Source organism: Burkholderia sp. D-99 (assembly GCF_011605345.1).
Lineage (GTDB): Bacteria > Pseudomonadota > Gammaproteobacteria > Burkholderiales > Burkholderiaceae > Burkholderia.
The window spans coordinates 65,029-90,381 of sequence record NZ_JAAOXM010000013.1 but is presented as its reverse complement, the minus strand read 5'-3'; the positions used below and the strand labels follow the sequence as shown (position 1 = coordinate 90,381).

General features: G+C 65.6%; 26 protein-coding genes and 4 tRNA genes. 12 read left to right on the top strand and 18 right to left on the bottom strand.

Features of this window, described 5'->3' with window-relative positions:
* Positions 1-15: 15 nt before the first annotated feature.
* The 7 genes from dusA to ssuD all read right to left on the bottom strand — a co-directional run bounded on the left by dusA (position 16) and on the right by ssuD (position 4,991).
* Positions 16-1,002 (bottom strand): tRNA dihydrouridine(20/20a) synthase DusA, encoded by a 987-nt coding sequence (gene dusA, locus HAV18_RS32500; protein ID WP_243771815.1) that lies wholly within the window; start codon positions 1,000-1,002, stop codon positions 16-18.
* A gap of 132 nt (positions 1,003-1,134) precedes the next feature.
* Positions 1,135-1,380, bottom strand: a complete 246-nt coding sequence (locus tag HAV18_RS32495; RefSeq protein WP_166964172.1) for a hypothetical protein — start codon at positions 1,378-1,380, stop codon at positions 1,135-1,137.
* A gap of 55 nt (positions 1,381-1,435) precedes the next feature.
* A complete protein-coding gene (locus HAV18_RS32490; protein WP_089425274.1) occupies positions 1,436-1,633 on the bottom strand; it encodes a hypothetical protein in 198 nt (65 codons plus the stop codon).
* A 141-nt stretch (positions 1,634-1,774) separates the two neighbouring features.
* Positions 1,775-1,990, bottom strand: a complete 216-nt coding sequence (locus tag HAV18_RS32485; protein WP_006476104.1) for a molybdopterin-binding protein — start codon at positions 1,988-1,990, stop codon at positions 1,775-1,777.
* A 57-nt stretch (positions 1,991-2,047) separates the two neighbouring features.
* Positions 2,048-3,007, bottom strand: coding sequence for an ATP-binding cassette domain-containing protein (locus HAV18_RS32480; RefSeq protein ID WP_166964171.1), 960 nt, complete (start codon positions 3,005-3,007; stop codon positions 2,048-2,050).
* Positions 3,004-3,816, bottom strand: a complete 813-nt coding sequence (gene ssuC / locus HAV18_RS32475; RefSeq protein WP_166964169.1) for an aliphatic sulfonate ABC transporter permease SsuC — start codon at positions 3,814-3,816, stop codon at positions 3,004-3,006. The genes HAV18_RS32480 and ssuC overlap by 4 nt, the downstream gene beginning before the upstream one ends.
* A gap of 17 nt (positions 3,817-3,833) precedes the next feature.
* Entirely contained in the window at positions 3,834-4,991 is a 1,158-nt protein-coding gene (gene ssuD, locus HAV18_RS32470) for an FMNH2-dependent alkanesulfonate monooxygenase (protein ID WP_166964168.1), read from the bottom strand.
* A 340-nt stretch (positions 4,992-5,331) separates the two neighbouring features.
* Here ssuD and HAV18_RS32465 point away from each other — a divergent pair, with 340 nt between their 5' ends.
* Complete coding sequence (locus tag HAV18_RS32465) at positions 5,332-5,760, top strand: hypothetical protein (protein ID WP_006484223.1); 429 nt, start codon at positions 5,332-5,334, stop codon at positions 5,758-5,760.
* A gap of 115 nt (positions 5,761-5,875) precedes the next feature.
* Here HAV18_RS32465 and HAV18_RS32460 read toward each other — a convergent pair whose 3' ends face one another.
* The 3 genes from HAV18_RS32460 to HAV18_RS32450 are packed head-to-tail and all read right to left on the bottom strand — an operon-like array spanning position 5,876 to position 7,901.
* Entirely contained in the window at positions 5,876-7,030 is a 1,155-nt protein-coding gene (locus HAV18_RS32460; protein ID WP_166964166.1) for an enoyl-CoA hydratase/isomerase family protein, read from the bottom strand.
* A 31-nt stretch (positions 7,031-7,061) separates the two neighbouring features.
* Entirely contained in the window at positions 7,062-7,400 is a 339-nt protein-coding gene (locus HAV18_RS32455; RefSeq protein ID WP_021161565.1) for a multidrug efflux SMR transporter, read from the bottom strand.
* Positions 7,401-7,403: 3 nt separating this feature from the next.
* A complete protein-coding gene (locus tag HAV18_RS32450) occupies positions 7,404-7,901 on the bottom strand; it encodes a heme-degrading domain-containing protein (protein WP_166964165.1) in 498 nt (165 codons plus the stop codon).
* A 197-nt stretch (positions 7,902-8,098) separates the two neighbouring features.
* Between HAV18_RS32450 and HAV18_RS32445 the strand changes: the two genes are divergently transcribed.
* The 7 genes from HAV18_RS32445 to HAV18_RS32415 all read left to right on the top strand — a co-directional run bounded on the left by HAV18_RS32445 (position 8,099) and on the right by HAV18_RS32415 (position 13,369).
* A tRNA-Met gene (locus HAV18_RS32445) sits at positions 8,099-8,175 on the top strand.
* A 162-nt stretch (positions 8,176-8,337) separates the two neighbouring features.
* Complete coding sequence (locus tag HAV18_RS32440; protein WP_021161562.1) at positions 8,338-8,883, top strand: NUDIX hydrolase; 546 nt, start codon at positions 8,338-8,340, stop codon at positions 8,881-8,883.
* Between the two features lie 11 nt (positions 8,884-8,894).
* Positions 8,895-9,659 (top strand): leucyl/phenylalanyl-tRNA--protein transferase, encoded by a 765-nt coding sequence (gene aat, locus HAV18_RS32435; protein ID WP_166964163.1) that lies wholly within the window; start codon positions 8,895-8,897, stop codon positions 9,657-9,659.
* 33 nt (positions 9,660-9,692) lie between these two features.
* Positions 9,693-10,523, top strand: a complete 831-nt coding sequence (locus HAV18_RS32430; RefSeq protein ID WP_166964162.1) for an arginyltransferase — start codon at positions 9,693-9,695, stop codon at positions 10,521-10,523.
* Positions 10,524-10,621: 98 nt separating this feature from the next.
* Positions 10,622-11,659 carry a quinone-dependent dihydroorotate dehydrogenase gene (locus tag HAV18_RS32425; RefSeq protein WP_166964160.1) on the top strand — a complete coding sequence of 346 codons (1,038 nt, stop codon included), beginning with the start codon at positions 10,622-10,624 and terminating at the stop codon, positions 11,657-11,659.
* 100 nt (positions 11,660-11,759) lie between these two features.
* Positions 11,760-12,554: a cystine ABC transporter substrate-binding protein gene (locus HAV18_RS32420; protein ID WP_011351851.1), complete on the top strand. Its 795-nt coding sequence runs from the start codon at positions 11,760-11,762 to the stop codon at positions 12,552-12,554.
* 122 nt (positions 12,555-12,676) lie between these two features.
* Positions 12,677-13,369, top strand: coding sequence for an amino acid ABC transporter permease (locus tag HAV18_RS32415; protein ID WP_006484207.1), 693 nt, complete (start codon positions 12,677-12,679; stop codon positions 13,367-13,369).
* 52 nt (positions 13,370-13,421) lie between these two features.
* Here the strand turns inward: HAV18_RS32415 and HAV18_RS32410 are convergent, their stop codons facing one another.
* The 6 genes from HAV18_RS32410 to rnr all read right to left on the bottom strand — a co-directional run bounded on the left by HAV18_RS32410 (position 13,422) and on the right by rnr (position 20,631).
* Complete coding sequence (locus tag HAV18_RS32410) at positions 13,422-14,408, bottom strand: Gfo/Idh/MocA family protein (protein WP_166964159.1); 987 nt, start codon at positions 14,406-14,408, stop codon at positions 13,422-13,424.
* A 101-nt stretch (positions 14,409-14,509) separates the two neighbouring features.
* On the bottom strand, positions 14,510-15,226 hold the full coding sequence (locus HAV18_RS32405) for a FadR/GntR family transcriptional regulator (protein ID WP_166964158.1): 717 nt from the start codon (positions 15,224-15,226) through the stop codon (positions 14,510-14,512).
* Positions 15,227-15,505: 279 nt separating this feature from the next.
* Positions 15,506-16,201 (bottom strand): ribose-5-phosphate isomerase RpiA, encoded by a 696-nt coding sequence (rpiA, locus tag HAV18_RS32400; protein ID WP_166964156.1) that lies wholly within the window; start codon positions 16,199-16,201, stop codon positions 15,506-15,508.
* A gap of 91 nt (positions 16,202-16,292) precedes the next feature.
* On the bottom strand, positions 16,293-17,165 hold the full coding sequence (locus HAV18_RS32395) for an N-acetylmuramoyl-L-alanine amidase (RefSeq protein WP_166964155.1): 873 nt from the start codon (positions 17,163-17,165) through the stop codon (positions 16,293-16,295).
* A 95-nt stretch (positions 17,166-17,260) separates the two neighbouring features.
* On the bottom strand, positions 17,261-18,004 hold the full coding sequence (gene rlmB, locus HAV18_RS32390) for a 23S rRNA (guanosine(2251)-2'-O)-methyltransferase RlmB (protein ID WP_166964154.1): 744 nt from the start codon (positions 18,002-18,004) through the stop codon (positions 17,261-17,263).
* A 149-nt stretch (positions 18,005-18,153) separates the two neighbouring features.
* Entirely contained in the window at positions 18,154-20,631 is a 2,478-nt protein-coding gene (gene rnr / locus HAV18_RS32385) for a ribonuclease R (protein WP_166964152.1), read from the bottom strand.
* A gap of 249 nt (positions 20,632-20,880) precedes the next feature.
* Here rnr and HAV18_RS32380 point away from each other — a divergent pair.
* Positions 20,881-20,967: transfer RNA gene (locus HAV18_RS32380), tRNA-Leu, on the top strand.
* A gap of 224 nt (positions 20,968-21,191) precedes the next feature.
* On the opposite strand, the gene HAV18_RS32375 is transcribed toward HAV18_RS32380, so the two are convergent.
* Positions 21,192-21,629, bottom strand: a complete 438-nt coding sequence (locus tag HAV18_RS32375; RefSeq protein WP_166964151.1) for a MarR family winged helix-turn-helix transcriptional regulator — start codon at positions 21,627-21,629, stop codon at positions 21,192-21,194.
* A 99-nt stretch (positions 21,630-21,728) separates the two neighbouring features.
* Positions 21,729-23,291, bottom strand: a complete 1,563-nt coding sequence (locus HAV18_RS32370) for a DHA2 family efflux MFS transporter permease subunit (protein WP_166964149.1) — start codon at positions 23,289-23,291, stop codon at positions 21,729-21,731.
* A gap of 357 nt (positions 23,292-23,648) precedes the next feature.
* On the opposite strand from HAV18_RS32370, the gene HAV18_RS32365 reads away from it, so the two are divergent.
* From HAV18_RS32365 to HAV18_RS32355, 3 genes are all read left to right on the top strand, one after another.
* A complete protein-coding gene (locus HAV18_RS32365; protein ID WP_166964148.1) occupies positions 23,649-24,638 on the top strand; it encodes an aliphatic sulfonate ABC transporter substrate-binding protein in 990 nt (329 codons plus the stop codon).
* A 109-nt stretch (positions 24,639-24,747) separates the two neighbouring features.
* Positions 24,748-24,834, top strand: a tRNA-Leu gene (locus tag HAV18_RS32360).
* A gap of 401 nt (positions 24,835-25,235) precedes the next feature.
* Positions 25,236-25,322, top strand: a tRNA-Leu gene (locus HAV18_RS32355).
* Positions 25,323-25,353 lie beyond the last annotated feature (31 nt).

Here is a 25,353-nt window from a genome sequence, read left to right as displayed (position 1 = left end):
CAGCGAAGAACAAGATTATACGAACACTTTTGAATCTTGCAAAGCTTTTTTTGCAAAAACTTCTTCGGCCTCGTTCAGATGCGCGCGCGCCTCGTCGAACACGGCCAGATCGCCGCGTGCGAGCTTCTTGTTGTCGGACAGCACGCGACGCCAGCCGCGTGCGCCGGGCATGCCACGATATAGTCCAAGCGCGTGCCGCACGATCGCGCCGAGGTAGGTCCCGCGCTTCAGTTCGGCCGCGCAGTATTCGATCAGCTTCGCCTCGGCCTCTTCGCGCGTCGGCGTCGCCGCGGTCGATCCATAGAAACGCGCATCGACCTCCGCAAGCACGTACGGGTTGTGATACGCCTCGCGGCCGAGCATCACGCCGTCGACATGCTCGAGATGCTGCGCAACCTCGTCGAGCGTCGTGATGCCGCCGTTGATGACGATCTCGAGCGACGGAAAATCGCGCTTCAACTGATACGCGTAGTCGTACTTGAGCGGCGGGATCTCGCGATTCTCTTTCGGCGACAATCCTTTCAGGATCGCATTGCGTGCATGCACGACGAACGTCTCGCAGCCAGCCTCGGCCACCGTGCCGACGAAGTCGCGCACGAATGCGTAGTCCTCGACAGCGTCGACACCGATCCGGTGCTTGACCGTGACCGGCACCGACACCGCATCGCGCATCGCCTTCACGCAGTCGGCGACAAGCTGCGGCTCGTTCATCAGGCACGCGCCGAACGCGCCGCGCTGCACGCGCTCTGACGGGCATCCGCAATTCAGGTTGATTTCGTCGTAGCCCCACTGCTCGCCGAGCTTCGCCGCGCGCGCGAGATCGTCGCGCTCGCTACCGCCCAACTGCAGCGCGACCGGCGATTCGTTCGGCGTGAACGCAAGATGCCGCTGGGCATCGCCGAACAGCAGCGCGCCCGTCGTGATCATCTCCGTATACAGCCACGTATCGCGCGTCAGCGTCCGGTGGAACGAACGGCAATGACGGTCGGTCCAGTCGAGCATGGGCGCGACGGATACGCGGCGGGGAGGAAGCGAGGACGGTACGGACATGGATTTCGGGCAACAGGCCAGGCGGCGCGGAAACAACCCGGCATTTTACCGCAACACCGGGCAAGCCTGCCCGCGCCATGCACGCTACCCCTCACCCAACTCGGCATCGACCGCCCGCCGCGCCTCGTCGAGCACGCGCTCGATCACGCGGCGTTCGATCAGCAGCATCCCGTCGACCTTGACGAGCCGCCAGTCGATCCGCACGGCATCGCCCTGCAGCACGCGGTAATGCGCATGCTCGCCGTCCCAGACCTGCTCGGTCTTCACCTCGATCTCGAAGCCGCGGTACGGCTCGCTGAAATCGCCGAGGTCGCTGCCTCTCGGTTCCATCGCACGCTCCGTGGCGACGCGGCGCCAGGCCGCCCGCGCGGCCGGCGCCGTGCGCTCAATCGTATTCGTCGGATAAAAAGGATTTGCCATCGGCAGTCAGGTCGACCCGGTCGGCCGCCGCCTGATAGATCAGCCCCTCGTTCAGCAACGCGTAGACGACGTCGTCGAACACAGCGGGAACCGGCCGGCTTTCACCGAACTGGTCGATCCACTTCAGCGCCTCGATGGCTTCGGGGGAAAGGATGGGGGTCATGCGTTGGCCTCCGGCATCGGTGTCGCTCCATCCTAGCACTTCGTCCGGACGCCGAATACCAAGGCAAACGCGCTGCGCAAATGCCGGGCGGCGCCAACGGGCAGGTTGCCCGTGGCGCCGCCCGGCGCGGGACACGCGCGCTCAGAGGCGTGCGATCGATACTTCGGTCGATTTCACGAGCGCGACGACTTCCGCGCCGACCTTCAGTTCGAGTTCGTCGACCGAACGGGTCGTGATCACCGACGTGACGATGCCGAACGGCGTCTCGACGTCGACCTCGGAGACCACGGATCCGCGAATGATCTCCTTCACCTTGCCCTTGAACTGGTTACGTACGTTGATTGCAGTGATGCTCATCAGGTTGATCGCTCCGAAGAAAAAGATCTCAGAACGGGCGGCCGCTGCCGCCCGGATTTAAACGGCCCAGCGGATCTGCCCGACCGGTCGAACGTTGTCTGCCTCATGCACCGCGCCCTGGTCGGCTGCCCCTGGGCCGCCGGCGAGCACGCGTTTCAGCACACGATCCTCCAGCGCCGCAAACGCAGCCGATGCGCGGGCGCGCGGCCGGTCGAGCGGCACCGGCTGATCCAGCGCCACACGCCCCTGCTCGATGAGCAGGATGCGGTCGCCGAGCGCAACGGCCTCCTGCACGTCGTGCGTGACGAGGAGCGCAGTGAACCGGTGTTCGCGCCACAACCGCTCGATCAGCGCATGCATCTCGATGCGGGTCAGCGCGTCAAGCGCGCCGAGCGGCTCGTCGAGCAACAGCAGTTGCGGCCGGTGAACGAGCGCGCGCGCCAGTGCCACACGCTGCCGCTGGCCGCCCGACAGTTGCGCCGGCCAGTCGTTCGCACGCTCCAGCAGGCCGACTTCATCGAGCACCGCGCGCGCATCGTCGCGCGCGCCGCGTCCGAGGCCCAGCATCACGTTCTGCAGCACGGTCTTCCATGGCAGCAGGCGCGCATCCTGGTACATGATCCGCGTGTCGAGCACGCCGCCGCCATCGCCGCGCGTCACGAGCGCGCCGCTGCTCGGCTGCTCGAGCCCGGCGACGAGACGCAGCAGGGTCGACTTGCCGCAGCCGCTGCGGCCGACAATCGCGACGAAACTGCCACGTGCGATGCCGAGCTCGACGTTGTCGAGCACCGTGCGTGCGCCGAAGCGCTTGCTGACGCCCGACAGCGTCACCGCGTCGTCGGGTGCCGGGCCGCCTGCCCGCCGCCGCGCGAGCGGAACGACGGATGCACTGCCGTCACGTTCGAGGATCGCCGCATCCCGCGCGTCGCCGTCAGCGATGCGCGCCTGTGCAAGTTCGGCCTCGAGGTCTGCGCCGGCGAGCAGGCCGTAGGCGGCCGCCGAAGTCGTCGCATTCATGCCTTTGCTCCTGATTGATAGGCGGGGTGCCAGCGCAGCGTCACGCGCTCGAGCCATTTCGCCAGCACGTCGGCCAGTTTGCCGAGCACCGCGTACAGCAGGATGCCGACCACCACCACGTCGGTCTGCAGGAATTCACGTGCGTTCATCGTCATGTAGCCGATACCCGACTGCGCGGAGATCGTTTCCGCGACAATCAACATCACCCACATCAGCCCGAGCGCAAAGCGCACGCCGACGAGAATCGACGGCAACGCTCCGGGCAGGATCACGTCGCGGTACAGCGCAAAGCCGCGCACGCCGTAGCTCTTCGCCATCTCGATGAGGTTGGCATCGACCGAGCGGATCCCGTGATACGTGTTGATGTAGACCGGAAAGAACACCCCGAGCGCAACGAGGAACAGCTTCGCCTTCTCGTCGATGCCGAACCACAGGATCACGAGCGGAATCATCGCGAGCGCGGGGATGTTGCGGATCATCTGGATCGTCGAATCGAGCGCGATCTCGGCCGCCTTCGACAAGCCGGTCGCGAGCCCCAACGCCAGGCCGACACCGCCGCCGATCGCGAAACCGAACAGCGCGCGCCATGTGCTGACTTTCACGTTCGCCCACATTTCACCCGAGGTCACGAGCGACCAGGCCGCTCGCACGACCGCGACGGGCTCGGGCAGCACGCGGGTCGACAGCCAGCCGATGCGCGCGCCGACTTCCCATGCCGCCAGCAGCGCGAGCGGCACGAGCCACGGCGCGACGCCGCGCCATGCGCGGGCGGCCACGGCCGCGCCCATCGTCGACGTTTTCGTTGTCATCGCAGGCCTCCTGTCACTCAGCTCTGCGCTGCTTTCGGCAGATAGCTGTTGCCGACGATCTCGCCGAACGGGCCGGACAGCGGGCCGGTCGCCTTCGCCGCGCCGTCGCCCTTGATCAGCGGGAACACGAGTTCCGCGAAACGGTACGACTCCTCCAGGTGCGGATAGCCGGACAGGATGAAGGTTTCGATGCCGAGATCCGCGTATTCGCGCATGCGCTCCGCGACCTGCTCCGGATTGCCGACGAGCGCGGTACCTGCGCCGCCGCGCACGAGGCCGACGCCGGCCCACAGGTTCGGATACACCTCGAGCGCCTCGCGGCCGCCGCGCTTGCCGCCGTGCAGCGCCGCCATCCGGCGCTGGCCTTCCGAATCCATGTTCGCGAACGCCTTCTGCGCGCGTGCGATGGTTTCGTCGTCGAGGCGGCTGATCAGGCGCTCTGCGTCGCGCCATGCTTCGTCCTCGGTCTCGCGCACGATCACGTGCAGACGAATACCGAACTTGATCTTGCGGCCGCGGGCTTCCGCGCGGGCACGAATATCGGCGATCTTCTTCGCGACAGCCTCGGGCGGCTCGCCCCAGGTCAGGTAGGTGTCGATGTGATCGGCCGCGATCGTATGCGCAGCCGGCGACGAACCGCCGAACCACAGCGGCGGATGCGGACGCTGCACGGGCGGATACAGCGCCTTGCCGCCCTTCGACTGCAGGTGCTTGCCGATGTAGTCGAACCCGCCGTTGTCGTGCGACGCGGACAGCAGCCCGCGCCAGATGTTCAGGAAGTCGTCGGTGATTTCGTAGCGCGTGTCGTGATCCGCGAACAGGCCGTCACCTTCGAGTTCGGCGGCATCGCCGCCCGTCACGACGTTGATCAGCAGGCGGCCGCCCGACAGGCGGTCGAACGTCGCGGCCATCCGCGCCGACAGGCCCGGCGACGCGATGCCGGGACGGATCGCGACCAGGAACTTCAGGCGCTGCGTCGCCGGGATCAGGCTCGACGCAACGACCCACGCATCCTCGCAGGAACGGCCGGTCGGCAGCAGCACGCCCTCGTAGCCGAGCGTGTCGGCCGCCACCGCGATCTGCTTGAAGTAATCGTAATCCGCGGCGCGCGCACCTTCGGCCGTGCCGAGATAGCGGCTGTCGCCATGCGTGGGGATAAACCAGAACACATTCATCTGCTGCTCCTGCTTGACTGTCCTTGCCGGAATTTGAAAAAACACCGCCCTGCTCGCGTCGCGGATCAGCGGCGCATGCATGGTGTGCGTTCGAATCGGGATGGTTCGCCGGTCAGGCCGTGCAGCGGGCGAGGACGCGATTGCACGGCTGTTTCTGGGAAATCAGTCTAGGGATCGGTGCAGGGCTTTGGAACGATTTTTTTGAGCTTAGGTTTTCCGCTTTCGTGATTAGCACGACGCTGGAGCGAATATCGCAGCGAGCGGGCCCTATAATGACGCACTTATCCGAATAACTCCGCGCGGACGGCCCCGGCCGTGCGCGCCTGCGGTGCACTCATCGATGCAGAAAGTCATCCTGCCATTCCTGTCCGGCTTCCTGGCCGCCCTGTTCTTCCGCGAAGCCACGCTCGCACTCCTACATACGGCCGACCTGATCGCCGCTACCGGCTTCTCCACGCAGCCGTTCGCGCCGCTCGGCATTCCTGAATTTGTCGCGAATGCGCTGATCAGCGCGTGCTGCGCGATCCCGATGGCGTGGCTGCTGCGTGTCTCGCCGGAACGCGAGGCATCGTGGATCGGCGCGCTGGTGTTCGGCGGCATCGTGCTGACGGCCGCCCGCGTGTTCGCGATCGATCCGCTGCGCGGCATCTGGCCGTCGGGCAACATGATGCCGGTGCTCGCGGCCGGCTTCGCGGCGAACGCGGTATGGGGCTTCGGCGCGCTCGTGTTCATGCGTGCGTTCATGTCGGACGACGCAGGCGACGAGTAACGCGGGCGCAAGCGCTACGCACTTCGACCGCGGGCCGGGTCATCCATGATAAAAAGGCCGCCTGCATGTGCAGGCGGCCTTTTCGTTTCCAGCTCGCGCGTCGGTCAGACTGACATCAGTCCTGCAGATTCCGCAGCGGATGCGTGTCAGGCGTCCACGGGCTGTCGAACATCGCGAGCACGTCTGCGCGATCGATATCGGCGGACGACTTGAAGCGCCAGGCCGGCTGGTGGTCCTTGTCGACGATCAGCGCGCGCACGCCTTCGATCACGTCGCCGCGCGCGAACGTCGAGCGCGTGAGATCGAGATCGCGCCGCAGGCAATCGGCCATCGTTGCGCCGCGTGCACGTTCGACGACTTCCAGCGACACGGCCATCGACAGCGGCGACAACTGTTCGCGCATCGCATGGGCCGCCTTCTCGACCCATCCGTCGACGGCCGCGCAATCCTGCTCGGCGTCGAGCGACGCGAGGATCGCGCCGATGTCCGGTTGCGCGAAATGCCGGTCGATCCCCGCGCGCGCGTCGGCCAGCGCCGACGTGTCGGGTGTCGGCACGACCTTGTGTGCGGCGGCCGCCTCGGCCACGCTCGCGACGGCCTGCGCACCGCTGTCGATGCGCGCGTGGCGCAGCGTGTCGAGCAGCACCGGCAGCGCGGCATCGGGCAGATAGACGTCGGCGAGCTGCGCGTACAGTGCGCCGGCCGCGTCGAGCGTCGCGCCGGTCACGGCGAGATAGCGGCCGAGCGCGCCGGGCGTGCGCGCGAGAAACCAGCTCATCCCGACGTCCGGGAACAGGCCGATACGCGTTTCCGGCATCGCCATCTTCGTCGAGTCGGTCACGACACGCAGGCCGCCCGTATGTCGCGCCGCCTGCGAAATACCCATGCCGCCGCCCATCACGACGCCGTGCATCAGCGCGATGTAAGGCTTCGGATACGTGAAGATCGTGTGGTTCAGCGTGTATTCGTCGATGAAGAACGTGTCGACCGCATCGCGGTCGCCGCGCTGCCACGCATCGTGGAAAAAGCGCACGTCGCCGCCCGCGCAGAACGCGCGCGGATGCGGGCTGTGCACGACGACCGCGACGACCTCGGGATCGTCGCGCCACGCGTCGAGCGCCTGCTGCATCAGCCGGATCATGCCGACCGACAGCGCGTTCAGCGCCTTCGGCCGGTTCAGTTCAAGAAAGCCGATGCGGTTCGCGACGTACGCGCGTACGTCGGGCTGGGCGGATTCGGTGGAAACGGCAGCGGAAGTGGAATCGGTCATGAGGGCCATCCGGCAAACGGCAGTCGCACGCTCAGTGCGCCTGCATCTTCGAAAACAGGTTCAGTACCACGACGCCGGCGATGATCAGGCCGAGGCCGATCACGGCCGGCAGGTCCGGCACCTGGCGATAGAGCAGCATGGCGACGAGCGTGATCAGCACGATGCCGGCGCCCGACCAGACTGCATAGATGATGCCGACGGGCATCGTGCGCAACGTGAGCGACAGGCAGTAGAACGCGATGCCGTAGCCGGCGACGACGAGCGCCGACGGCCAGAAACGCGTGAAGCCATCCGCCGCGCGCAACGCGGACGTGCCGACCACTTCCGCGACGATCGCGATCGCGAGCCATGCGTACCCGGGAAGCTGCATCGCTCAGCTCCTTGCGAGGGCCAGCACGGCGTAGTCCTGGCCGAGTTCGGCACAGAGCGCCTCGACGACGAATTCGTGGTCCGCGCGCTGCGGCAGCCCGGACGCGGTGATCGAGCCGATCACGCCGACGCCGGCGACGGTCAGCGGAAACGCGCCGCCGTGCGGCGAATACTCGCCGATCGGCAGCCCGTGCTTGTCCGCCAGCGTCGCGCCGGCCTGCTGCATGCGCAGGCCGATTGCATACGAGCTACGGCGGAAATGCGCGACGACGTTACGCTTGCGGCGCACCCAGTCGGCGTTGTCGGGCGTCGCGCCCGCGAGCGCCGCGTAGAACAGCGGCTGACCGAACGTGACGATGTCGATCGCGATCGCATGGCCGCGCGATGTCGCGAGGGCATGCATCCGGTTGCCGAGCGCCCACGCGCGGGCCGGGTCGAAATGGGGAAACACGAGCGCCTGTTCCTGCGCGCCGATCGATTGCAGATCGTGAGCGATGTCCATGAATCCGTCGATGCAATAAGGTGAGTCGCAACGGCGCCGATGCGATCGCGCGCGGTGCCGCTACCGAAGAGACGAAACAAACCGTTCGATTCTAGCGCACGTGCCCACCGTACCGTCCCTACAAGACGCGACACGCGATTGTCAGAAAGTGCTTGCACGCGTTCGGGTAACTCCTTATAATTCATTTCTTCGACGGACGCGGGGTGGAGCAGTCTGGCAGCTCGTCGGGCTCATAACCCGAAGGTCGTAGGTTCAAATCCTACCCCCGCAACCAACGTCCAGATTCAAGCAAAAAGCCCGGCCCAGTGCCGGGCTTTTTGTTTTTCCGTCGCATTTCCCGCCCCTCTTCGCGCGACACGCGGCCTGCACGCGCAGGCGTTCAAGAATGCCGCGCCCCGGTGATACACTCGCATTCACCTCGTCCCTCCCACTCGACATGAAATTCTGCTCCGTCTGCGGTCACGAAGTCATCGCACGCATTCCTCCGGGCGACAACCGCGAGCGCTTCGTCTGCGATCACTGCGGCACGATCCACTACCAGAATCCGCGCAACGTCGTCGGCACGGTCCCGGTCTGGGGCGATCAGATCCTGCTGTGCCGCCGCGCGATCGAGCCGCGCTACGGGTTCTGGACGCTGCCCGCAGGCTTCATGGAAATGGGCGAGACGACGGCCGAGGCCGCCGCACGCGAAACGCTCGAGGAAGCCGGTGCGCGCGTCGAGGTGCAGAACCTGTTCACGCTCCTCAACGTGCCGCACGTGCACCAGGTTCACCTGTTCTACCTCGCGCGGCTCACCGATCCGGGTTTCGAGGCCGGCGAGGAAAGCCTCGAAGTGAAGCTGTTCGACGAAGCCGACATCCCGTGGGACGAGATCGCGTTCCCGACCGTCAGCCAGACCCTCCGATTCTTCTTCGCCGATCGCGCCGCGGGCGACTACGGCGTGCACACCGGCGATATCTTCCGCTCGCTGCGCAACGGCTGAGCCCCCGCCCCATGGTCCCCTGGCTCGGCCCGGACGATCCGTTTCCGCCCATCGAACGCGCGCTCGGCCCCGCGACCGGCGCGCCGGGGCTGCTCGCCGCAAGCGCCGACCTGCTGCCGTCGCGCCTCATCGACGCGTACCTGCTCGGCATCTTCCCGTGGTATTCGGATGGCCAGCCCGTGCTGTGGTGGAGCCCCGACCCGCGCATGATCCTCGTGCCGGCCGAGTTCAAGGTATCGCCCTCGCTGCGCAAGACGCTGAAGCGCGTGCTGCGCGAGCCCGAATGGGAAGTGCGCGTCGACCACGATTTTCCGGGCGTGATGCGCGCCTGCGCGCAGGCGCCGCGCCGCGGTCAGCGCGGCACGTGGATCACGGCCGAGATCATCGACGCGTACACGTCGCTCTACCGCTCCGGCAATGCACACAGCATCGAGACGTGGCACGACGGGCGACGCGTCGGCGGCCTGTACGGCGTGTCGTTCGGGCGAATGTTTTTCGGCGAATCGATGTATGCGGACGCGACCGACGCATCGAAAATCGCGCTGGCTACGCTCGTCGCGCACCTTCGCGAGCAGGGGCTGGAGATGATAGACTGCCAGCAGAATACGTCGCATCTAGCGTCGCTCGGCGGCCGCGAGATCGCACGCAAGGCCTTTGTCGCTCACGTGCGCAGCGCGGTAGCCGAACCGCCGATTCCGTGGCAGTTCGACAAGCGCGTGCTCGCCGCGCTGACGGGCCGCGCCGAAACGGCGCCCCCCTCCGGGATCGAGCGCTAGCGCGGCACTCCCTCCCTGCAACGAGAGCTGCCCATGACTCACCCGACTGAGCTGCCGCTTTCACCGCTTTCGGCGCTGCAATTCTATGCAACGGCGCCCTATCCGTGCAGCTATCTGGACGGCCGCGTCGCGCGCTCGCAAGTCGCGACGCCGAGCCACCTGATCAACTCCGACATCTACACCGAGCTCGTCAAGGCCGGTTTCCGCCGCTCGGGCGTCTTCACGTATCGCCCGTACTGCGACGGCTGCCGCGCCTGCGTGCCGGTGCGCGTCCCCGTCGAAGCGTTCGCGCCGTCGCGCACGCAGCGCCGGATGTGGAAGCGGCACCGCACGCTCGTCGCGACGGTTTCGCCGCTGCACTACGACGAAGAGCACTACGCGCTCTACATGCGCTACCAGTCCGCACGCCACGCGGGCGGCGGCATGGATCGCGACAGCCGTGACCAGTACGAGCAATTCCTGCTGCAGAGCCGGATCAACTCGCGCCTCGTCGAATTCCGCGACCTCGACGCACCGGGCGGCGAGCCCGGCAAGCTGCGCATGGTCAGCATGATCGACATCCTCGGCGACGGGCTGTCGTCCGTTTACACGTTCTTCGAGCCCGACGACCAGCACACGAGCTACGGCACCTACAACATCCTGTGGCAGATCGAGCAGGCGAAGAGCCTCGGCCTGCCCTACGTGTACCTCGGCTACTGGATCCGCGAGAGCCCGAAGATGGCCTACAAGGCGAACTTCCACCCGCTCGAAGGGTTGCTCGACGGACGCTGGAAGACACTGGATCCGGAACGGATCGACCTGCCTCCCGTCGACGCGGCGCTGGCCCGCGCGCCGTTGCCGGGCGGACATTCCGGCTCGGGCTGACGCGCGCCGCGAGGGCGACGAAGCGAAGCGCGCCCCTGCCGCTCAACTCCCGGTAAAATAGCGGGTTGTCATTCATTCCGGCTGTCCGCCCTATTCCCGTGTTCAGTTCCCTTTATCCGCTGGCCCGCGCATCCCTGTTCAAGATGGATGCGGAAGACGCTCACCACCTCACGCTGCGCGCGCTCGGCGCGGCCGGCCGCACGGGCCTTGCCTGCGCGCTGTCGGCCCGCGTGCCCGACGCACCGCGCACCGTGATGGGGCTCACGTTCCGCAACCCGGTCGGCCTCGCGGCCGGCCTCGACAAGGACGGCGCGGCCATCGACGGCCTTGCGGCACTCGGTTTCGGCTTCATCGAGGTCGGTACGGTCACGCCGCGTCCGCAGCCCGGCAACCCGCGCCCGCGGATGTTCCGCCTGCCGCAGGCCGAAGCACTGATCAACCGGATGGGCTTCAACAACCACGGCGTCGACCAGTTCGTGAAGAACGTCCAGGCCGCCCGCTATCGCGGCATCCTCGGCCTGAACATCGGCAAGAACGCCGATACGCCGATCGAGCGCGCCGCGGAGGATTACCTGTACTGCCTCGAGCGCGTGTACCCGTTCGCGAGCTACGTGACGATCAACATCTCGTCGCCGAACACGAAGAACCTGCGCCAGCTGCAGGGCGCGGGCGAGCTCGACGCGCTGCTCGCGGCGCTGAAGGACAAGCAGCAACGCCTCGCCGACCTGCACGGCAAGCTCGTGCCGCTCGCGCTGAAGATCGCCCCCGATCTCGACGACGAACAGGTCAAGGAAATCGGCGACACGCTGCTGCGCCACAAGATCGAAGCGGTGATCGCCACCAACACGACGCTGTCGCGCGCGGCCGTCCAGGGCCTGCCGCATGCGGACGAAGCCGGTGGCCTGTCGGGCCGCCCCGTGTTCGACGCGTCGAACGAAGTGATCCGCAAGCTGCACGCCGAAGTCGGCAGCGAAGTGCCGATCATCGGCGTCGGCGGCATCTTCTCGGGCGAGGACGCCCGTGCGAAGCTCGCGGCCGGTGCCGCACTCGTGCAGCTCTATACGGGCTTCATCTACCGCGGCCCTGCGCTCGTCGCGGAATGCGTGAAGGCCGTCGCTGGCGAACGCGCCGCGTAATATAGGCATAAACAAACGGTATTTAGAGGTCGATTGCGTTTTTGCTATGATCGACCCCGTTATCAGAATCAATGACCCGGACAGGGCAAGGAAACACACGATGAAGATTGCGCTGCTGAAGAAACTGCTGGTTGCCGGCCTGATCGGCACGTCGTTCGCCGCCGCCACCGCGCATGCGGCCGACCTCCTCGACCAGGTGAAACAACGCGGCACGCTGCGGGTCGGGCTCGAAGGCACGTTCCCGCCGTTCAACTCGAAGAACCCGCAAGGCGAACTCGTCGGCTTCGACGTCGACATCGCGAAGGCCGTGGCCGCGAAGCTCGGCGTGAAGGCGGAATTCGTGACGACCGAATGGAGCGGCATCATCGCGGGCCTGCAGGCCGGCAAATTCGACGTGATCGCCAACCAGGTCGGCATCACCGACAAGCGCAAGGAAACGCTCGACTTCTCGCCGGCGTACACGTACTCGTCCGCGCAACTGATCCAGCGCAACGACGACACGCGCCAGTTCAAGTCGCTTGAAGACCTGAAAGGCAAGAAGCTCGGCGTCGCGCTCGGCACGAACTACATGGACATGGCGAAGTCGGTGCCCGGTATCGACGTGAAGACGTACCCGGGCGCGCCCGAGTACCTGCGCGATCTCGCGGCCGGCCGCCTCGACGCGGCGCTCAACGACCGCCTGATGCTCGCGTACCTGACGAAGAATTCGCAGCTGCCGCTGCGCCCGGGTGCGAACGTCGGCTCGGCGAACCCGTCGGGCATCCCGTTCAAGAAGGGCAACCCGAAGTTCCAGAAGGCGATCGACGACGCGATGGCGCAACTCGAGGCCGACGGCACCTTCACGAAGATCTCGGACAAGTGGTTCGGCATCGACGTGACGAAGCCGATCAAGTAAGCACGCCTGCATTTCCCGCCTGACGGCGGGCCGGAAAGGGCGGCATCCGTGACGATGCCGCCCTTTGTTTTATTCGTCCGGTTTATGATTGCGCTTTCGCGCACGCATTCGATTCGTATTCCATGTCGACAACGTCCCTGCTCGTCCAATCGCTGCCGGTGCTCGCCCAGGGCGCCGTGCTGACCGTCAAGTTCGCCGTGCTGTCGATGGTATTCGGCCTGCTTGGCGCCGTCGTGCTCGCGATGATGGGCATCCGGCAAAGCGAAGCACTCGACGGCTTCGAACGCATCTGGGTCAACGCACTCGCGTGGCTGGCACGCGCGTACGTAAGCCTGATGCGCGGCACGCCGCTGCTCGTGCAGATCTTCGTCATCTATTACGGGCTGCCGAGCCTCGGCATCTCGCTCGACCCGACGCCCGCCGGCGTCATCGCGCTGTCCGCGAACGTCGCCGCTTACATGTCGGAAAGCATGCGCGGCGCGATCAACGGGATCGCGCGCGGCCAATGGCTCGCCGCGTACAGCCTCGGGCTGTCATGGGGGCAGACGCTGCGCTACGTGATCGGTCCGCAGGCGCTGCGCATCGCGGTGCCGAGCCTGTCGAACAGCCTGATCAGCCTGATCAAGGACACGTCGCTCGTGTCCGTGATCACCGTGACCGAGCTGCTGCGCAGCGCGCAGGAAGTGATCGCGGCAACCTATCAGCCGTTGCCGCTCTATCTCGCCGCCGCGGCCGTGTACTGGATCCTGTGCCAGATCCTCGAGTGGGTGCAGCGCTGGTACGAAAAACGCCTGTCGCTGCCGTCGCGGCACTGAGCACGTACCATCCGCCGGGCCGCACACGTGTGCCCGGCGTCCTCCTTCCCGCTTACTCGCCCGAATAGCGCACGCCGAGCGCCGCTCGCGCGGCATCGGTCATCGCGATCATCTGCCGCGAATGGTCGTGCGTCATGATCGGGCTTTCGGTCTTGCCCGCGCGCAGCAGGTCGCAGAAATGCGCGGTCTCGTAGTTCAATCCGCCGCCATCGGCCGGTGCGTCGAGTTCGACGGTACGCCCGTCCGCGTAGCGGATCGTCGCACGCGCGGGGTTCCACCACTTCTCGTGAATCGTCACATGGCCGCCGGCCGCGGCGATCAGCGCGTCGCCGCGCCCCATCACGTCGAGCCCGCAAAAGAGCTGGGCGATCCCGCCGTTCGCATGCACGCTGTTCAGGCTCGCGAACAGGTCGACACCCGTCGCGCCGACGCGGCCGAGCGTCTGCACGTCGAGCGCCGCGCCGAGCCAGTCGACCGCGAGAAACGCCTCGTAGATCCCGATATCGAGCAGCGCACCGCCCGCACGATCGAGGCGATAGACGGAATGGTCGCCGGGCACCGACGAAGACGCGCACCCTGCCCGCACGAGCCGGATCTCGCCGATCGGATCGTCATGCAGGTGCGCGCGCAACTGACGGTACAGCGGAAAGAACGGCGGCTTCATCGCCTCCATGAAAAGCCGCCCGGCGCCGCGTGCCGCCTGCAGCACGGTGTCGAGCTGCGCCGCGTTCAGCGTGGCGGGCTTTTCGCACAGCACGGCCTTGCCGGCGGCAAGCGCGGCCAGCGTGTACTGCGCGTGACTGTCATGGAGCGTCGCGATGTAGACCGCGTCGATATCGCTCGCAAGGAGTGCTTCGAGGCTTGCGGCAGGCGTACCGCCGTACGCTCCGCAAAAGCTTGCCGCGGCATCGGCGCGGCGGGCCCAGGCACCGGCGAGCGCGGCACCCGGCACGTGTGCGAGGCTTTGCGCGAAGCGGCGCGCGATGCTGCCTGCGCCGACGATGCCGAAGCGCACCGGGCGATGGTCGTTGTCGTTCATCCTGATCTTCCGTGTCGGTCATATGACGGTGGCCGGCACGCTGCCGGCCGGCCGTCATGATAAACGGCCCGGCGGCACACAGATGAGCGACACGCGCACCGTCAGGCGCGCATGGGCACGTCGACCGAGAAATCGCGCGAGATTTCGTCGGCGCTGAAATCGATCAGCGCAAGCGAAGCGGCTTCGGCTTCGCGCGGATCGCGACGCTCGATTGCATCGACCACACGCGCGTGCGCCTTCACCACGATCTCGTGCGCCCCCTCCTTCTGCACGACACGCGGATTCACGAGACGCACCGCACCGCGCACGATCGCCGCCATCTGCTGAAAGAACTGGTTGCCGCTCGCCTGGACGATCCGCGTGTGCAGCAACTCGTCCGCCGTGTCGTAGCCGGGATCTCCCGGCTGCAGCACCTTGAACGCATCGAACGCTTCGCGGATGCCCGCGACGTCGGCTGCCGTTGCGCGCACCGCCGCCTGCGCGGTCGCGCGCGGTTCGATCAACATCCGGAATTCGATGACGTCGCGCATGAACTGCGGATCGGGTTTCGCCCGGAATCGCCAGCTCACCACGTCTTCGTCGATCATGCGCCAGTCGCGCATCGGCCGCACGCGCGTGCCGACTTTCGGACGCACGTCGAGCATGTCGCGCGCAAGCAACATCGACAACGCTTCCCGCATCACGGTGCGACTCACATCGAACTCTTTCGACAGCACGTCCTGCGGCGGCAAGATGCCGCCGTACTTGTCCTCGACGATACCCGAGACAAGCCCATCCATCACTTTAGCGACCAGTGACCGGTCTTTGCCCTGCTCCATGACACCTCCCCGTGCGTCGATTTGCGAACACCTGCTCCGCAGTTCCGCCGGCCCTGGTTACGACTGTTCTTATGATCTATAAGTTGATGAGTTCGAGGACATTTCGCTATCTGGTAAACACCTGACAGGGTTATCCCTCTTTTTGACGGGGTGATTTATACGGCTAAAAATAAGGCCCGGGAAGCGCATTGCGCCTACCGGGCCCCGATTTCCACAAGATTTAAACATTCAGTCCATTACGGTATGTGACACATCATTACGGACTGCTTGTCATATCTTTCAATTAGCAGAATAAACGATCGTTTCAACGCCGCTTTCCGTGCCGAGCAAGCACAGATTCGCGCCGCGCTCGGCGAACAGGCCGACCGTCACGACGCCCGGCCATGCGTTCACCTGCGCTTCGAAGCCGCGCGGATCGGCGATCTGCAGGCCCTTCACGTCGATGATCTCGTTACCGTTGTCGGTGATGTAGGGCGCACCGTCCTTCGTCACGCGCAGCACCGGCACACCGCCGAGTGCGGTCACACGCCGGCCGATCGCCGTGCGCGCCATCGGCACGACTTCGATCGGCAGCGGGAACGCGCCGAGCACCGGCACGCGCTTGCTGGCGTCAGCGATGCAGACGAACGTGTCGGCCACCGACGCGACGATCTTCTCGCGCGTCAGCGCGCCGCCGCCGCCCTTGATCATCGCGCCGCTCGCGTCGATCTCGTCGGCGCCATCGACGTACACCTGCAGAGAGTCGACCTCGTTCAGGTCGAACACCTTGATGCCGTGAGATTTCAGGCGTTCGGTCGTGGCGACGGAGCTCGACACGGCGCCGCGATAACGCACCTTGACGACGGCGAGCGCGTCGATGAAGCAGTTGGCGGTCGAGCCGGTGCCGACGCCGATCACGGCGCCTTCCGGCACGTTCTGGATCACGTAGTCAGCGGCGGCCTGGCCGACGAGGCGTTTGAGTTCGTCTTGAGTCATGGAGTGGTAACGCTGCGGGATTGCGGAAAACCGCCAGTTTACCGGACTCGGATGACGGCCCGCGTTTTTCGGCGTGCGGTGCGCCGCGGGTTCAGGGTGCGCCCGCCGCGGGCGCATTGTCCGCGGGTTGCGTGCCGGGGATGTACTTGTCGAGCAACGCCTGCGCGATCGCGTCGGATTCGGCGTCCGGGTTGCCCGCATAGTCCGACGGCCTGAAATGCATCTGGAATGCGGCGAACACGCGTCGCGTGCGTGCGTCGAGCACGCCATCGGTGGCCACGTCGTAGCCGTAGCGCACAAGCTTGAGCTGCAGTTCGCGCACGTCGACCGGCGCATGCGGATCACGGCCGCCGAGCCGCGCCGCCACCGTCGCATCGTCCGGCCACGCACCGACGCCGGCCTGGGCCAACGCATGCCACGGAAACAGCGGCCCCGGATCGATCTTGCGTTGTGGCGCGATGTCGCTGTGCCCGACCACGCGCGTCGGCGGAATCCCGTAGCGCGCGACGATGTCCTTCGACAGCCGGGTCAGCGCGGCGACCTGTTCGGGCGGATACGGCTGCCAGGTGCGGTTCTGCGGATCGAGCGGACCGCGGTTCACGTTCTCGATGCCGATCGACACCGCGTTCAGCTCGGTCGTGCCCTGCCACTCGCTGACACCCGCGTGCCATGCTCGCTCCGATTCCGGAACGAGCTGGTAGACGACAGGCATTCTGCGCTCGACGCGCGGCTGCGGCGGGACGACGTAGTGCACACTGACCGAATCGCCTGTCAGCGTACGCAGCGATTTCGCCTCGTCGCTTTCGGTGTAATGCATCACGAGAAAGCGGATCCGCGAATCGGCACCGCGCGCATGCAGGCTCGTGTCGGCATAGTACGTGCCGCGTTCGACGAGCGCCGGCGACGTGCAGGCAGCCAGCAGGCACAGCACGGCGCAGGATGTGCCGACGCGGAACAGGGTCATCGGTCGTGCTCCGGGGGGCCGCGTGCCGCATCGGATCGCGGCACGCGTCGTTCGGGTCATTCGAGGCCCGCGCAGGTCGCGCGGGACGGGCTGCGTCAGCCCTTCACGCGCCGCTGGCGCACGGCTTCGTACAGGCACACGCCACTTGCGACCGACACGTTCAGGCTTTCGACGCTGCCTGCCATCGGAATGCTCATCACTTCGTCGCAGGTGTCGCGCGTGAGCCGGCGCATGCCTTCGCCTTCCGCACCCATCACGAGCGCGACGGGGCCGTCGAGCTTCGTTTCGTAGAGCGTCGACGACGCCTCGTCCGACGTGCCGATGATCCACACGCCGGCCTCCTTCAGCTCGCGCAGCGCGCGGGCGAGGTTCGTCACCGTGATGTACGGCACCGTATCGGCCGCGCCGCTCGCCACCTTGGCAGCGGTCGCGTTCAGGCCGACCGCACGGTCGCGCGGCGCGATGACCGCGTGCGCACCGGCCGAATCGGCGACACGCAGGCATGCGCCGAGGTTGTGCGGATCGGTGACGCCGTCGAGCACCAGCAGCAGCGCGGGGCCCTGGATGCCGTCAAGCAGCTCGGACAGGTTTTGCGCGAGCGGGACGTCCTCGACGCGCGCGACGACACCTTGGTGACGCTCGGTATGGGCGAGGCCCCACAGGCGCGTTTCGTCGGCCGCGATCAGCCGCACGCCCGCTTCCTTCGCGGTGTGCAGGAAGTCCTGCATGCGGCGGTCGCGGCGCGTCTGGTCGTACAGCACCTCCGCAACCGTCGATGCATCGTGCCGCAAACGTGCGGTCACCGCATGAAAACCGTAAAGAACCTTCAGACGTGACATGACTGGAACAACCTTCGATCAAACGTGCGGCCGCGCGACGCGCGCAGCCACGATCCATGGAAAAGGAAAGCGCCGCGTTGCCGGCCGATGACCGGTAACGCGGCGTCTCTCGATACTGCAGGGCGTGCGCTTGGCGCCGCCCCGAACGCTCAATACTTCTTGCGGGCGCGTGTCTTCTTCGCGGTCGGCTTCGCCGCCGCACCGCCGCCGCTGCCGCCCTTCTTCTTCACGGCGGCACGCGCGGCGTGTGCCTCCTTCACCGCGACGCTCGGCGCGCTCGCGGCCTTCTTGCGGCGCGGCGCGGGTTCTTCCGCCTGCGGCAGCGCACGGACACGCGGGCCGTTGCGATCGACACCGCTGCCAACGGAAGCCGGCGCGGGCGACGGGCGCGGCGCCTTCACCGGCGTATCGCGCACGAGGCGGAAATCGATCTTGCGCGCGTCGAGATCGACGCGGCTCACCTGCACGCGCACGCGATCCGACAGGCGATAGCGGATGCCCGTCCGTTCGCCGCGCAGCTCGTTCTTGATTTCGTCGTACTGGAAGTAGTCCGAGCCGAGTTCCGTGACGTGCACGAGCCCTTCGATGAAGAGCGTGTCGAGCTGCACGAAGATGCCGAACGACGTGACGCCGTTCACCATCCCGCCGTACTCCTCGCCGAGCTTGTCGCGCATGAAGTAGCACTTGAGCCAGGCTTCGACGTCGCGCGATGCTTCGTCCGCGCGGCGCTCGTTCGCCGAGCAGTGCAGGCCGAGCTCTTCCCAGATCGCCGTGTTCGGATGCGGGCGGCCGCGCGTTTCGTCGTCGGCCTGCTGCATCGCACGGGCGCGCGGCGACAGCGCAGTGTTCAGCTCGAAACCGTCCGGCGCCTTCGGCACGTATTTCTTGCCGGACAGGATCGCGTAGATCGCGCGGTGCGTGAGCAGGTCCGGATAACGGCGGATCGGGCTCGTGAAGTGCGCGTATGCCTCGTAGGCCAGGCCAAAGTGACCGATGTTGTCCGGGCTGTAGACGGCCTGCTGCATCGAGCGCAACAGCATCGGCTGCAGCATCTGCGCATCGGGCCGGTCGCGGATCTGCGCCATCAGCGCCGCGTAGTCGCTCGCATGCGGCTTGTCGCCGCCGCCGAGCGACAGGCCCATGCCGCGCAGGAACGCGCGCAGGTTCTCGAGCTTCTCCGGCGTCGGCCCCGCGTGCACGCGGTACAGGCCCGGATGCTTGTTGCGCTTCAGGAAATCGGCCGCGCAGACGTTCGCGGCCAGCATGCATTCCTCGATCAGCTTGTGCGCATCGTTACGCTGGCGCGGCACGATCTGCTCGATCTTGCCCTGCGAGTTGCAGACGATGTAGGTCTCGGTCGTGTCGAAGTCGATCGCGCCGCGCTTCTGCCGTGCGGCGAACAGCGACTTGTAGACGCCGTACAGATCCTGCAGGTACGGCAGCAGGTCTGCGCGACGTGCGGCCTCCGGCCCCTTCGTGTTCGACAGTACGGCCGCGACTTCGGTGTACGTGAGGCGCGCAGCTGAATGGATGACGGCCGGGTAGAACTGGTACGCCTTGATCTCGCCGCGCGCGGTGATCACCATGTCGCACGCGAGCACGCAGCGGTCGACCTGCGGATTCAACGAGCACAGGCCGTTCGACAGCTTCTCCGGCAGCATCGGAATCACGCGGCGCGGGAAGTAGACCGACGTGCTGCGCTCGAGCGCGTCGGCATCGAGCCCGCTGCCCGGCTGTACGTAGTGCGATACGTCGGCGATCGCGACGATCAGCCGGTAGCCGTCGCCGCGGCCGACCTTGACCGGCTCGCAGTAGACGGCGTCGTCGAAGTCGCGTGCGTCCTCGCCGTCGATCGTCACGAGCGGCACGTCGCGCAGGTCGACGCGGAAACGCAGGTCGGTCGGCCGCACCTTGTCGGGCAGCGCGGCGGCTTCGTCGAGCGCCGGCTGGCTGAATTCGTGCGGCACGCCGTACTTGCGCACCGCGATTTCGATTTCCATGCCCGGATCGTCGATGTCGCCGAGCACCTCGACGACACGGCCGAGCGGCTGCGAATGGCGGCTCGGGAAATCGGTCAGCTCGACGACGACGACCTGCCCGACCTTCGCCTTCTTCACGTTCTGCGTGATCAGGATGTCGTGGCCGATGCGCTTGTCTTCCGGTGCGACGATCAGCGCACCGTTCTCGTTGAGCAGGCGGCCGATCACGCGCTTGTTCGCGCGCTCGGTGACTTCGACGACATGCCCTTCCGGGCGGCCGCGGCGATCGTAGCCGACGATCCGCGCGAGCACGCGATCGTTGTGCATCACCTTCTGCATTTCACCGTTCGGCAGGAACAGGTCGTCCTGGCCGTCGTCGCGGATCACGAACCCGTAGCCGTCGCGATGCCCTTGCACGCGCCCGGCAACGAAGTTCGACGGATGGGTCAACTGGTAATGGCCACGCTTGTCGAGGCGGATCTGGCCGTCGCGTTCCATCGCGGCGACACGCCGGAAGAACCCCTCGCGCTCCTGACGCTTGATCGACAGTGCCTCGGCGATGTCGTTGGCGGCCAGCGGCGCGTCGCTCGTACGCAGCACGCCGAGAATTTCTTCACGGCTCGGAATGGGGTACGGATATTTGCTCAAGGGTTTGTCGATGGTTGTTCTCGTTGCGTTGATTGATGGTGCACGGCATCAACATAGAGGTGTCCTTCAGACAGTTCTATATTGACGGCGGCGGGTCATTCTATCACCCGGCTGTGTCACCAAATGACGGGAATGCCGCCGGCGGGCGCGACGGAGCCCGGTTTGCGATGCATCGCAAAAAAGTGTTGACACGAATAATTGGGGCGCTATAATTTCGCTTCTTTGCAGCAAGCAGCTACTGCAAAACGTGCCCAGGTGGCGGAATTGGTAGACGCACTAGGTTCAGGTCCTAGCGGTGGCAACATCGTGGAGGTTCGAGTCCTCTCCTGGGCACCATCTGTTTCATAAAAAGGTCGGCTTCTAGCCGGCCTTTTTTCATTTCAAGCCCAGGAAGCAAAGCGCCTGCGCGCTTTGCGTGAGGACTCGAAAGGATGCGCTTGCAAGCGCAGCCGGGGTCGCGCATGTGTGACCGAGTCCTCTCCTGGGCACCATCTGTTTTTAAAAAGGTCGGCTTCTAGCCGGCCTTTTTTCATTTCCGGCGCCAGGAAACGGCGCCCGGCTTACTCGCCGATGAACTTGCGCAGCAGCCTGGACAGCTCGTCAAACTCGGCCTTCGAAAATTTCCGCAAGCGGGCGTTGAGCACCTTCGGCGCAATCTCCGGAATCTGCGCGGCGACCGCCTGCCCCGCTTCGGTCAGCGCGAGGTTCACCACCCGCCGATCGCTGACGCTGCGCGAACGCTCGACGAGCCCCTTGTCCTCCAGCTTGTCGAGCACACGCGTCATCAGCCCGGTGTCGACACCGAGCAGCTTCGACAATTCGAAAGGCGTCGCCGCGCTACCGATCCGCAGGGACAGCAGGACGCCCATCTGCTGCGCCGTGATATCGAGATCCTTCAACGCCGCATCCATCTCGGACGTGATCAGGTTGCGCGCCTTCGCGAGTACGAACCCCACGCTTTCGGTGTGCAGGAAATTCTTCGGCGTGTAGTGTTCCATCGTGCTCGCTGAGTCGCATATTGTTGACCGACACAATAATTGCGACATCACGATTTTTCAAGGCACGCGGCATCTCGCGTACGCGCCGCCCGCATCGGCTCAATGCCCGCCGGCTGCCGCGGCCCCGGCAGCCACGCCCTTGCCCGGCTTCGTCACCCAGACCAGCGGAATGATCAGCACGAAGATCACCGCCGACAGCCAGAACACGTCGTTCAGCCCGAGCATCGTCGCCTGCGCATTCAACGTCGCCTCAAGGTAGGTCAGCGCCTTCGGCGCACCGGCGTCGAGCGCGCTCTGCACGCTGGCGACCGCGCTCGCGAAGATCGGGTTGTTCACACTGCCCTGCTCGGCCAGTTGCGCGTGATGCAGGATCGTGCGGTCGTTCCAGGCGGTGCTCGCGAGCGACGTGCCGACCGCGCCCATGAACACGCGCGCGAAATTGGACAGGCCCGCGGCCGCCGGGATGCGCTCGGGCGGCAGCCCGGACAGGATGATCGACGTGAGCGGCGTCATGAAGAACGCCGTCGGGATGCCCTGCAGCAACGTGGGCACCACGAGCGTCCACGTGTCGACGCCCGTCGTATAGCGCGAGCGCATGAAAAATACGCCGGCAAAGCCGAGAAACGCAAACGTGACGAGCACACGCATGTCCGATTTCGGCATCACCTTGCCGACCACCGGCGCGAGGATCACCGCGAAGATGCCGAGCGGCGCGGTGACGAGGCCCGCATTGACGACCGGATAGCCAAGCGAGCCCTGTATCCATTGCGGCAGGATCACGAGATTCGCGAAAAATACCGCAAACGCAATCGAGATGGCCAACGTTCCACCGAGAAAATTTCGTTGTGCAAACAGCCTGAGATCGACGATCGGGCGCGCTTCGGTCAACTCCCAGATCAGGAAGAACACGAAGCCGACCACCGCCACGATGGTCAGGATCCAGATCGTCGACGAATTGAACCAGTCGAGATCCTTGCCCTTGTCGAGCATGACCTGCAGTGCGGCAACCCACACGACCAGCGCGATCAGCCCGACCTTGTCGACCGGCAGCTTGCGGGCCGGCGTTTCCCGGTTGCGATAGAGCGCCCAGATCACGGCCGCCGCGAACAACCCGACGGGCACGTTGATATAGAAGATCCACGACCAGCTGTAGTTGTCCGTGATCCAGCCGCCGAGCGCGGGGCCGGCAATCGGTCCGACGGTGGCCGTCATCCCCCACAGAGACAGCGCGCTCGAACTCTTCTCCTTCGGGAACGAAGCGAGCAGCAACGCCTGGGACAAGGGCACGAGCGGCCCGGCCACGGCACCCTGGACGATCCGCGCGGCGAGGAGCACGGTCAGGTTGGGCGCGAGCCCGCACGCAGCCGACGACAGCACGAACAGCAGGATGGCCCAGACGAACAGCTTTACCTGCCCGACCCGCTGCGTCAGCCAACCGGTCAGCGGGATCGACACCGCGTTGGCCGCCGAGAACAGCGTGATGACCCACGTACCCTCGTCGATGGACACGCCCAGATTGCCGGAAATGGTTGGAATCGCGACGTTGGCGATCGATGAATCGAGAACGTTCATGAACGTGGCGAGCGCCACCGCGAGCGTTCCCAGCGCGAAGCTGGCGCCGGTCAGCGGTGCCGGCGTGCCCGGACTTTCGGACGGTTTCATCGGATGTCCTTCTGATCGGGCGCCACGCGAACAACCGCCGCGGCACCGAGCAAAATTAACTGATATGTCAGATAAGTGATTGAAAAAAACGATCGGCGCGACGCGCGGGTGTTTCCCGCGACAACGCCAATCGCTGACTCTAAATTTTCTGCAATGACTATATTTGACTATGCAATCATATGCAAGCTCGAAACATCGATCGGCTGCACATGCATGGGTGCGCCGCGAGCATCGGCACCCCGCTCTTATGCCCGCCAGCCGGATCGATAGCAGAATTTATCGGTTATCGTCCGCTCGACCTGTTGGTACGTTAGCCGGCTCGCTTCAATGCAACGAACCAGACAAGGAGCACGACCCATGACGCCGATGAACCGCCGCGCATTCGCGCGCGCGATGCTGGCCGCAGGCCTCACTGCCGCCGGCGTCCGAGCGCACGCCGAGAACGCACCCGATGTGCTGCGTATCGGCTACCAGAAGTCGTCGACGCTCATCACGGTGCTCAAGACGCGCGGTGCACTCGAGCAGGCCCTGGCGCCGCTCGGCTTGCGCGTGTCGTGGCACGAATTCGCGAGCGGATTGCCGCTGACCGAAGCGCTCAACGTCGGCGCCGTCGATTTCAGCGCCGACGTGGCCGATACGGTCCCGGTCTTCGCTCAGGCCGCGCATGCACGTTTCGTGTACGTCGCACAGGAAGCGCCTTCACCGAAGGCGCAGGCGATCGTCGTCAGGCAGGACAGCGCACTGCGTACGCTCGCCGATCTCAAGGGCAAGCGCATCGCGGTCACGAAGGCGGCCGGCAGCCATTACCTGCTGCTTGCCGCGCTCGCACGCGCGAAGCTCGGGCCGGCCGATGCGGCGATCCACTACCTGACACCCGCGGACGGCCGCGCGGCGTTCGAGCGTGGCAGCGTGGACGCGTGGATCACGTGGGATCCCTATGTCGCGTCGGTCGACCGGAATCCCGACGTACGGATTCTCGCTGACGGCAGCGGACTCGCGTCGTACCAGCGCTACTACCTCGCGTCGACCGGTTTCGCGGCAGCGCGGCCCGACGTCGTCCAGGTCCTGTTCGACCAGTTGTCGCAGGCCGGCACGTGGCTGCGCGACCACCCGCAGGAGGCCGCGAATACACTCGCGCCGATCTGGGGGCTCGACGCGACGACGATCGCACGCGCGAATGCGCGGCGCAGTTATCTCGTTCGCGCGGTGGTCGCGCAAAACTTCGGCGAACAGCAGAAGATCGCCGACACGTTCCTCGCAGCCGGACTGCTGCCGGCCCGAGTCGACACGAGCCAGGCGCAGCGCTGGAATTTCGCCGCGAAACGCGCGAATCCGGTCGGCGCGTAAGGATCCGTCGCGCGAGGGGCAATATTTTTATCGCTTTGAATGAAATTGTGTTGACAGGCTCCGCCGACACGCTAGAATAGCGGTCTTCGCATCGCAGCAAGCGAAACGTGCCCAGGTGGCGGAATTGGTAGACGCACTAGGTTCAGGTCCTAGCGGTGGCAACATCGTGGAGGTTCGAGTCCTCTCCTGGGCACCACTTATTTAAAAAGGTCGGCTTCTAGCCGGCCTTTTTTCATTTCAAGCCCAGGAAACAAAGCGCCTGCGCGCTTTGCGTGAGGCCTCGAAAGGCTGCGCTTGCAAGCGCAGCCGGGGTCGCGCATGTGTGCCCCCCCTCCTGACCACCATCCGCTTTCTCAAACAGTCCGCTTCCAGCCGGCCATTTCTCATTCTCGGCATTCGGAATGGATGCACCCGCGTACATATCCGGAATCACAAGTTCGACGATGCACGCCTGCTGCCACGATGTTTGCGCACGCTGCCCGATGCCACGAACTCTTCCGCCCAATTATTTTCGTTCGCGACCTCAAATTCTGTTGACAGCCGCTCAAGGCACGCTATAATTTCACTTCTTTGCAGCAAGCAGCTACTGCAAAACGTGCCCAGGTGGCGGAATTGGTAGACGCACTAGGTTCAGGTCCTAGCGGTGGCAACATCGTGGAGGTTCGAGTCCTCTCCTGGGCACCATCTGTTTTTTAAAAAGGTCGGCTTCTAGCCG